This window comes from Brevibacillus choshinensis (genome assembly GCF_016811915.1).
Classification (GTDB): domain Bacteria; phylum Bacillota; class Bacilli; order Brevibacillales; family Brevibacillaceae; genus Brevibacillus; species Brevibacillus choshinensis_A.
Window position 1 is genome coordinate 333,390 of record NZ_CP069127.1, and the last position, 9,111, is coordinate 342,500.

At 51.1% G+C, this 9,111-nt stretch carries 10 protein-coding genes (1 of these 10 cut by a window edge); 7 read left to right on the forward strand and 3 right to left on the reverse strand.

Annotation, left to right across the window (positions count from 1 at the left end):
• The first annotated feature begins 21 nt into the window (after positions 1-21).
• A complete protein-coding gene (locus JNE38_RS01955; protein ID WP_203355013.1) occupies positions 22-522 on the forward strand; it encodes a DinB family protein in 501 nt (166 codons plus the stop codon).
• 56 nt (positions 523-578) lie between these two features.
• Here the strand turns inward: JNE38_RS01955 and JNE38_RS01960 are convergent, their stop codons facing one another.
• Positions 579-1,565 (reverse strand): hypothetical protein, encoded by a 987-nt coding sequence (locus JNE38_RS01960; RefSeq protein WP_203355014.1) that lies wholly within the window; start codon positions 1,563-1,565, stop codon positions 579-581.
• 446 nt (positions 1,566-2,011) lie between these two features.
• Here JNE38_RS01960 and JNE38_RS01965 point away from each other — a divergent pair, with 446 nt between their 5' ends.
• The 5 genes from JNE38_RS01965 (at position 2,012) to JNE38_RS01985 (ending at position 6,358) form a co-directional block, all read left to right on the forward strand.
• Positions 2,012-3,235, forward strand: coding sequence for an MFS transporter (locus tag JNE38_RS01965; RefSeq protein ID WP_203355015.1), 1,224 nt, complete (start codon positions 2,012-2,014; stop codon positions 3,233-3,235).
• 36 nt (positions 3,236-3,271) lie between these two features.
• On the forward strand, positions 3,272-3,652 hold the full coding sequence (locus JNE38_RS01970) for an MmcQ/YjbR family DNA-binding protein (protein WP_203355016.1): 381 nt from the start codon (positions 3,272-3,274) through the stop codon (positions 3,650-3,652).
• An 87-nt stretch (positions 3,653-3,739) separates the two neighbouring features.
• The gene (locus tag JNE38_RS01975; RefSeq protein WP_203355017.1) at positions 3,740-5,104 is read left to right on the forward strand and encodes a sigma-54 interaction domain-containing protein; all 1,365 of its coding nucleotides are present in this window, start codon (positions 3,740-3,742) and stop codon (positions 5,102-5,104) included.
• A gap of 103 nt (positions 5,105-5,207) precedes the next feature.
• Complete coding sequence (locus JNE38_RS01980) at positions 5,208-5,534, forward strand: helix-turn-helix domain-containing protein (protein ID WP_203354637.1); 327 nt, start codon at positions 5,208-5,210, stop codon at positions 5,532-5,534.
• Complete coding sequence (locus JNE38_RS01985; protein ID WP_203354636.1) at positions 5,474-6,358, forward strand: IS3 family transposase; 885 nt, start codon at positions 5,474-5,476, stop codon at positions 6,356-6,358. Before JNE38_RS01980 ends, JNE38_RS01985 begins: the two co-directional genes overlap by 61 nt.
• Before the next feature lie 46 nt (positions 6,359-6,404).
• On the opposite strand, the gene JNE38_RS01990 is transcribed toward JNE38_RS01985, so the two are convergent.
• Positions 6,405-7,901: a sensor histidine kinase gene (locus JNE38_RS01990; protein WP_428993689.1), complete on the reverse strand. Its 1,497-nt coding sequence runs from the start codon at positions 7,899-7,901 to the stop codon at positions 6,405-6,407.
• Positions 7,898-8,581, reverse strand: coding sequence for a response regulator transcription factor (locus tag JNE38_RS01995; RefSeq protein ID WP_203355018.1), 684 nt, complete (start codon positions 8,579-8,581; stop codon positions 7,898-7,900). The genes JNE38_RS01990 and JNE38_RS01995 overlap by 4 nt, the downstream gene beginning before the upstream one ends.
• A gap of 164 nt (positions 8,582-8,745) precedes the next feature.
• Between JNE38_RS01995 and JNE38_RS02000 the strand changes: the two genes are divergently transcribed.
• A protein-coding gene (locus JNE38_RS02000; protein ID WP_203355019.1) for a PepSY-associated TM helix domain-containing protein crosses the window boundary here: on the forward strand, positions 8,746-9,111 show its 5' portion. Its footprint extends 84 nt past the window's final position; the window shows 366 of its 450 coding nt (coding positions 1-366); its start codon is at positions 8,746-8,748; its stop codon lies beyond the right edge, outside the window.

Consider the following 9,111-nt stretch of genomic DNA (forward strand, 5'->3'; position numbering starts at 1 on the left):
AAGTGAATGGAGGTAGTTTTCATGAAGCATGATTCCCTGCGCTTGTATGAGTACAATCTGTGGGCGAATGAAAGGGTATTCCAGCGCTTGCAGGAGCTCCCGCCTGAAGTCTGTGACCAGGAAATCCAAAGCGTGTTCCCGACTATCATGAAGACGCTAAAGCATATTCTCTTGACCGATCACGTGTGGCTGCTGGCAATGAAAGGGGACAGCTACGAGAATGTAGGGAAGACGGTGGGGAGACTTTCCCAGGAACTGGAGGGGAGGTGCCTGGAGGAGATCCACGCCGGGTTTCTAGAGGTAGCGGAGAAATTCAAAGACTTCTTTTCGCAAATCGATCTCGATGCTACCGCTCCTTATTCGCATCCTGCCATGGGAATCATCCAAGCCCCATACAGCGACATTATCCAGCATGTCGTCAATCATGGCACCTATCACCGCGGCAACATTTCAGCCATGCTGCGTCAGCTGGGGCATGCCGGAGCCTCACACGACTACATCTACTTCCTTTTTGAAGAGTGACGCTAGCTTGCATACAAAAGAAAGCTCCGCCTACGAATGGCAGAGCTTTTTTCTATTTACTTCGATGCTTTGAAGAGTTGATTGATTCGTTCAGGCAGGCCACTCCAAAACTGCGCAATGCTCGGCTTCGGATCACCGATGATGCTGACTCCTTTTTGCCCAAATTCATAGATGACATCCTGGTTTTCCTGCAGGACGGCCATATACGCCTTTACGATCTCGGCTGATTTGCTGTCCGGGCGGGTCTTTACGAAATCGCGGTAGCTTTTCTTGACAGCCGGAAGCAGCTTCATGGTGCTCTCGTCGATGGCTTCGTAACGGTAATCGGACAAATATGCTTTCACATATTCCGTGTAAAGTGCTTGCACCTGATCTTTTTTGAGCCCTGCAGGGTGAGCAGTCAGATAGTTTTCGGCAGTCATCATGCGCTTGCCCAATTCCTCTCGGGAAATTTGCAGCCCGCCATCACCCGAATATCCTTTCTTTCCTTCGGTTACCTGAATCGCGAGGTAGTCCTTCAAATCGGTGGTTAAGGAATCTGCGTAGGCGGCTTGCAAGGCTTCGTAATCCACCTGCCAGTATAAAGACATGTCGGAGGCAGCCGTGAGCCGCAGTTTTCCAGCCGTTTGAGCGAGCAGCCATTGCTTGAGGCTGTCGTCGTTTTGGATTTGGTTGAAGTCATAAGGGGAGTCGAGGGCGTACAGCTTGTCCGTCACTCCCGGCTGCTGCAAGAGGCTGCGGAACTGATCATTCACAGCCGGGACATGGCTCTCATAAAAAGACTCCAGTGCTGCAAACATCTGATCCGCGGTTTTGGCATCTGCCTGCTTCAAATGTTGGTCCAAAAAGGCGGTCACTTCTCGTGCTTCCTTTGCTTGTGAAAGGGTCACCTGCAGCTGCTGGAGGGGCTCAGAACCTTTTTGATCGGGAGTGCCCTGTGGAGCAGGATTCGGTTGGACAGTAGGTTGCTTGTCGACGCTTCCGCAGCCAGTCAAGAAGGCGAACACGAGAAGCGGGATGAGGGTATATCTGTAACGTTTCATGGTATGTTTCACTCCGTTTTTTAAGAAACTCTTCCCTTATGAGGTAAGGCGAAAGATCGGCATATGCCCGCCACGACCTGGAAGTGGCGATCACTCTCACTCACGATACGATATCACGATCAGAGGAAGAGGGACAAATACTAGGCGACGCTTTATTGGAAATGAAAGACGAGTATTGGCGATTTTTTCTTGAACAGGTGATTTGTGTATGATATGCTGTGAGCATTCTAGCACGGAAGGGTGACCATTAAGCCAATGATCTACTAAATCCTATTTCCAAAAAAGCATTCGAATTTAAAAACGATGCGTTTTTCTGGATAGGATTAGTATGTGCATATTGGCAAATAGATGGTAGCTCCCGTTTTTTCGGTGCCGGGAGATCTATGTCTTTTTGTGATGGTATGCGATGCCTCCTGTCCAGAGAAAATGGATAAGGAGGTTTTTTGATGTCCGGATTGTTTCAAAATCGCTACGTACGGGCCATCTTGCTTTCGGGTCTGTTCTTACAAATTGGGATATGGGTACGAAATATCGCCATTTTGCTCTACGTCATGGAGCGTACGGAGGGAGATGCTCTCGCCATCTCCATGATCTCCGTCGCCGAGTACGCGCCGATCTTTTTGTTCTCGTTTTTGGCCGGGACCTTTGTGGACCGGTGGAGACCCAAACGAACCATGGTCTGGAGCGACCTCATCAGCGCCGTATCGGTGGTAGCCGTTCTCCTGACATTTGTTTACGGAACGTGGAAGGCCGTCTTTTTTGTGACGTTGATTTCTTCGATTTTGTCACAGTTTTCCCATCCGTCCGGGATGAAGCTGTTCAAGCTCCATGTGCCAGCGGAGCAGCTGCAGGCAGGGATGTCGCTTTATCAGACGTTGTTCGCCATCTTCATGGTGCTGGGACCGATTTTGGGGACGTTCGTGTTTCAGACCTTTGGTATGGAAGCTGCAATGGTGATCACAGCTGCTGCATTCTTGCTCTCCGCACTGGTGCTGTTCTTTCTGCCGCCTGATCGTGTGGAGGCTTCCTCGGCAGAGCCTTCTGCGCTTTGGTCAGAGATGGTTAGCGGGATACGCTATGTAAAGCAAAATCGTGTACTCTCCTTGCTCGGTCTTTGCTTTATGGCCGCCGGTCTGTCGATCGGATTGGTTCAACCCCTTGGCATTTTTCTCGTCACGGAACGCCTGGGATTGCCCAAAGAGAGCTTGCAATGGCTGATCACGCTCCAGGGAGTGGGGATGATCGCAGGAGGAGCCTTGACGATGACCCTGGCCAAAACGATCGCACCTCAAAAGCTGCTCTCCGCCGGCTTGTTGGGGAATGCGATCGCGCTAGCCGTTTGCGGCGTCTCCACACAGCTGTGGCTGACGCTCGCCGCGCAGCTGCTGAGCGGATTGCTGCTGCCCTGTATTCAGATCGGGATCAATACGATGCTCCTGAAGCATACCGAAAGCTCCTTCATTGGAAGGGTAAACGGAATTCTGATTCCCATGTACACAGGTTCGATGGTAGTCACGATGAGTGTCGCAGGGATGTTAAAAGAGCAATTCTCCCTGGTGTCCATCTACATGCTCTCTTCTTTGCTCTTTGTTGTAGGTACGCTGTTTATCCTGCCGCTTTATCGGATGCAAGAAGGAAAGTCAGTAGAAAAAAGGGAACAGGTAGGGTAAGACAATTCGAAAGTGAGTACAGGAGGGATTCGTTAGATGGGACACCAACCGATTACTTCAAAAGAAGGTCTGGCGCTAGTCGATCAGGTCAGGAAGCTGGCGATGCGACTGCCCGAGGTATCTGAACAGGTAGATGCGTTTGGGCATACGTCGTTTCGGGTGAACGACAAGCCGTTTGTCATGCTGGGTGAGGGCGGTGCGGAGGGTCCGTCCCTGTCCATCAAGACGCTTCCCAGCACGCAGGAGCATCTGCTGCAGCAAGGGAATTTTTACAAAACGCCATACATCGGCCAGCACGGTTGGGTCTCCATCTTGGGGAAGAACGTGACGGAGTGGAAGGAAATCGAAAGCTATTTGGTCGAGGGTTATCTGCGGTCGGCACCGAAGCGATTGGCAAAGCTGGTTCAACCGACCTGACCCACTGTTCGTTCCGCTTTTGCGTTCATGCCCTTGATGCCCTGTTATAATTCAAGCTAAGAAACTGCCGGGATTGGAGGAGCCGTTTTGGATTGGAGTCTCGAACAGATAAGCAAGCTGCTGGAGGTTGTCTTTGAAAACGCACATGAACCCATGATCGTGACGGATAAGGACGGAAGGATCCTCCTCCTGAACAGGAGCTACCGTGAGTTCTTGAATGTCCAGGATGTCATCGGAAAGCCGGTAACGGAGGTTATCGAAAATACGCGAATGCATATCGTGGGTCAGGCAGGCGTGGCGGAGATTGCTGACATCCAGCAGATCAAGGGACAGAGCATGATCGCCCATCGCATCCCGATCATCCATGAAGGGAAAGTCATTGCGGTTCTAGGGACGGTATTATTTCAGGATGTGCAGGAGCTGGCATCTCTCGCAGCCATGGTCGGCCAGCTCAAGGATGAGTTGACCTACTACAAAAAGGAACTGCGCCGCAGGATGGGGGCGATGTATCATGTCGACCAGATTGTCGGTTACAGTCTAAAAATGCGGGAGCTCAAGCAATTCTCGCAAAAAGTGGCGAAAAGCGATTCGACGGTACTCATCACGGGTGAGAGCGGGACTGGAAAGGAGCTGTTTGCCCACGCCATTCATGCCGAAAGCAAGCGGAAGATGGGGCCTTTCATTCGGGTGAACTGCGCTGCGATCCCGGACACCCTGCTCGAATCGGAGCTGTTCGGCTATGAAGAGGGTGCGTTTACAGGAGCGGTGCGGCGCGGGAAAAAAGGGAAGTTTGAGCTGGCCAATCACGGGACGATTCTGCTCGATGAGATCGGAGACATGCCTCTGCCCTTGCAGGCAAAGCTATTGCGTGTCTTGCAGGAAAAAGAAGTGGAGCGGGTCGGTGCGGTACGGACGACACCGATCGATGTGCGCGTCATCGCTTCGACCAACCAAGACATGCTGACCAGTATCAAGGAGGGCAAATTCCGAGCCGACCTCTACTATCGTCTCAACGTGGTATCCCTGTCGATTCCGCCGCTTCGGGAGCGGCTGGAGGATCTGCCTGAGCTGGTATCCAATCTGCTGAAGCAGCTGACAGAGTCGACGGGAGTGACTGTCAGAGCGATTGATGACGATGTTTGGGCGGTGATGAGGAGCTACTCGTGGCCGGGGAATGTACGGGAGCTGCGGAATGTCCTGGAGCGTGCGCTGCACTTGATGGAAGACGATGTGCTGAAAAAGGAGCATATCTGGCTGCCAGCATCTTTCGAAGAACCATCCGAGACCGTTTTGGTGCGTCCATTGAAGGAAACGCTGGAGTTTGCGGAAAAAGAAGCGTTGCAACGTGCGATGAGGGCAGCGGGAGGGAACAAGCAGGAAGCGGCCAAACTCCTCCAAGTCAGCAAGTCGAGCTTTTATGAGAAGTGGGAAAAGCATCGAATGGAAAAGTAAAAGGAACGGGAAAACCCGAGGGCTGGCTGATGTGCACCCCTTAAAGTAGACATTGGAAAAACCCCTACGGTTTACCGATGAAAACTTTAGGGGGTGCATTTTTATGCCAGCAAAGAAAGGCCAAAAGTTTAAACATTATTGTGAAGAGCTAAAGTTGCAGGCGGTTCAGATGAAATTAGATGGTGTTTCCCATCGAGAAATAGCAGAGAAGTTACATATCCATGATGAAGGACGAATTAAGATTTGGATGCGGAAGTATAAGAAACTCGGAGAGTTTGGGCTTCTGGATCAACGTGGCCGCCGTAAGGAATACATCGATTCGAACCGATATCTGGAGAAGTTAGAGAGGGAAAATAAGATGCTAAAAAAGTGTTTGGAAATCTGGATGCAGGAGGTGCAGTCCATAAGTATGCAACGATCAAACAAGTAGCTGGTGAATATACCATAAGTGAACTTTGCAAGTTGTTTAGAGTCTCAAGAAGTGGATACTATGCTTACCTAAAACGACAAGTAACGGATAGGAACAAGCCCGTAAAAGACTTCATCCAGGCAGTGTATAGGAAGTATGACGGAAAATATGGATATAGACAAACTCAACTATTTCTCCTGCAAGATTGCGGGGTGTGGGTCAATCATAAGAAGGTACTTCGACTAATGCAAGAAATGGGACTTCGTTCTCGAATTCGCCGCAAATATCGAAGTCATTATGTTTCGTCTGTAGGGAGACGAGTTGCCGAGAATGCCCTACAACGTGATTTCAAAGCATGTGCACCGAATCAAAAATGGGTAACGGATATCACACAATATCGTGTTGCGGATACTTGGCTCTACCTATCTGCTATTAAGGATTTGTTTAATAACGAGATTGTAGCCTACCACATGGGAGTTCGTAACGACAATGAACTGGTCCTGCGGACCTTTGAGAAAGCTTTTGAAAAAACGAAAGACGTGACTGGACTGATCGTTCACAGCGATCAAGGATTCCAGTACACGTCCTACGCTTACCACGACATGCTGCCGAAGGTTGGCGCCCAAATCAGCATGTCTCGGAGAGGCAATTGTTATGATAACGCCTCGATGGAGAGCTTCTTCTCGCATCTCAAAACGGAAGGGCTCTACCCCTATGATATCCGAAGTGTAGATGAGGCACAAAGGCGAATTGAAGAATATATTCAATTCTACAATCAAAGTCGACCACAACGAAGATTAAAAAAGCTGACGCCTGTTGAATTCAGACGTCAGCTGTCGGCCTAGCGACCGGGGTTTTTCATACTGTCCACTAAATGGGGTCTTGACCACCCTAGAAAGGGGCTTTCTTTTGTTTTTGGGGCGCGAGAGGCAGCCACACGGTGAAGCTGCTTCCCTCACCTGGTTTGCTCAGGACAGACAGGCTGCCCCCATGAGCTTCGACGATGGAGTGGGTGATGGCAAGGCCCAGCCCGGAGCCGCCTTGCGATCGTGCCCTCGCGGAGTCGATCCGGTAAAACCGTTCAAAAAGGTGGGGGAGGTGCTCAGATGGGATGCCGGCACCGTTGTCCTTGACGGTAAGCAAAACGCCGCTTGCATCGTTTCTCAGTGATACTTCGATCGAGCCGTGATTTCGATCGGTATGCTGTACAGCGTTTTGAAACAGGTTGAGAATGACTTGCTTCATGCGATCCGGGTCGATCAGCAGCTCGGCTTGTGTGTCGATCTCCACCTGTACGTTTCGCGTTCCGGCTAGCATCAAGAGATGAGGCTCCATATCCCTCACGATTGGATGGAGAGCCATTTTCTTGAGCTGGACGGCCAGAGCGGGGGCTTTATCGATTTTGGCCAGAAACAACAGGTCGTGGATCAGTTTGGTCAAGCGCTCGGATTCGCCAAGCATGCTTTGGAGGGCTTCTTTCAATTGGTCGGGATCATTTGCAGCTCCCCGGAGCAGCACTTCCAAAAAGCCGTGAATGGAAGTGAGCGGGGTGCGCAGCTCGTGAGAAGCATCGGCAACAAAACGGCGCATCTGTTCCTTCGCTTCTTTTTCCGCGGCAAACGATTCCTCCAGACGCTCCAGCATGCCGTTGAAGGCAACTGCCAATCGGTCTGTTTCCAGCTGGCCTTGTCGCTGCGGTAATCGCAGATTCAGATTGCCGGCATTGATGGATTCGACTGTCTGCACCATGGTCGATAGAGGCACCAAGGTCTTTCTCAATACCGGCAAAAAGGTAAGCAGGCCGCCGATCAAGGCGAGGATGGAGAGAGCCACAAAAGTGGTTAGCTGTCGGACCAGCACTTCATGCAGCGCACGGATGCTCGTCGTCAGCTGGATCAATCCAGCAGGTCGATCAGGTCGTCCGATCGGCTGCAGTACCAGCAACCGAGGAAACCCGTGAGCATCGGGCACGATGGAATAGGAGATTCCCCCACGCTGCTTTTGCGGCTGCATGGCTTCCAGGTACGCTTGCTGGGAGAGCTCGGGTGCAGGCCCGTGATGGGGATCTGCCCATGATCTCTTGATGACCCCCGACTGATCGATGATCGCTACGGAGGAGTCTGGAAGCCGCAGAGCTTGCAGGGGATTCGTCTCGGCTCCGTCCCTGTTCTGCTTTAAGAAAGACATCCATTCCTCCAGTGGTACCGAGAGAATCTGGCTCTGCAGGGAAAGAGCCTTGTTAGTAAAGATAAAGTTTTTCATGTACACGTACTGCAATATGCCGATAACCAGGAGGATACCGGATAAGATGAACAATGACCTCACCAGGATTTGAAAGCGGATGGAACGGGAAGGCGGGGGAGATGGCTGCATCATGTTGTCGCTCACGGCAGGTCCACCCGATAGCCGGCTCCCCGGATTGTCCGGATGAGCTGATGCTCGCGATCCTCCAGCTTTTCACGGATCGAACGCACGTATACTTCCACGATGTTTTCTTGGCCGCCAAAGTCATATCCCCATACCTTGTCCAGGATGGTCGCTTTGCTGAGCACGAGCCCGTGATTGACCACCATGTATTTCAGTAATTCGTACTCAGTAGCGGAGAGGGACAGAACTCGCTGCTCGTAGCGAATTTCCTTTCGGCGGTCATCGATTCGGAAAGGTCCTACCTGGACATCTCCCATCATATGGGGAAACTGGTTGCGGATTCGCGCTTGGATCCGGGCGAGCAATTCCTGAAAGCTGAAGGGCTTGCTCATGTAATCATCGGCCCCCAAGTTGAGTCCTTTCACGCGATCCTCTACTTCATCTTTGGCAGTCAGCATGATAATCGCGACGTTCCCTATATCTTTTAACAGCTTGCAGACCTCATAGCCATCCATGCCGGGCATCATGACATCGAGAATCACGATATGGGGCTCAAATTCCTGGGCTGCATTGACACCCGACAGGCCGTCTTCGGCTGTCATCACCTGATACCCTTCATTTCGCAAGCCGAGTGAGAGAAACTTCAGGATGCTGGGCTCGTCATCTACAATCAATATGCGTATTTCTTCGGGCTGGTACATATGCCTCACCTCTCTGGCTTTCCCTCTATCTAGATTGTGCGATTGTTTGACTTTTACGTCTACAAAGGCGGCTCAACTTTCAGGAGATTTTCAGCTTCCGTTCAAGTGCATCTCAGGAAGGCATCGGATAATACACTCAGTCTTAACGGAAGGGGAAACACTTTATGAAAAATACAAGACAGCTGCACCTGTGGATTGGAATCATCACGTCGCTCTTTATCTTGATTGAAGCCGCCACAGGTTTGATACTATCGGAGCCATGGCTGATCGGTTCCCAATCTCACGGGGAAGGTCGCAAGATGGTCATGAGCAGTTCGGCGACAACTGCCGGGCAAAATGCCGATGGACAAGGAGAGAACGATAGTAACAGCAGTAACAGCAGTAACAGCAGGATGGCATTCCCAGAAGGAGGCAATCAGCAGTCTAGCCTGATGGGAGTAATCAGAGGCCTGCATGAAGGAAAAATCGCCGGAAGCAATCTGCGAATCGTAGTGGATCTGACGGCAGTCGGTCTGATTGTCCTGACTGTA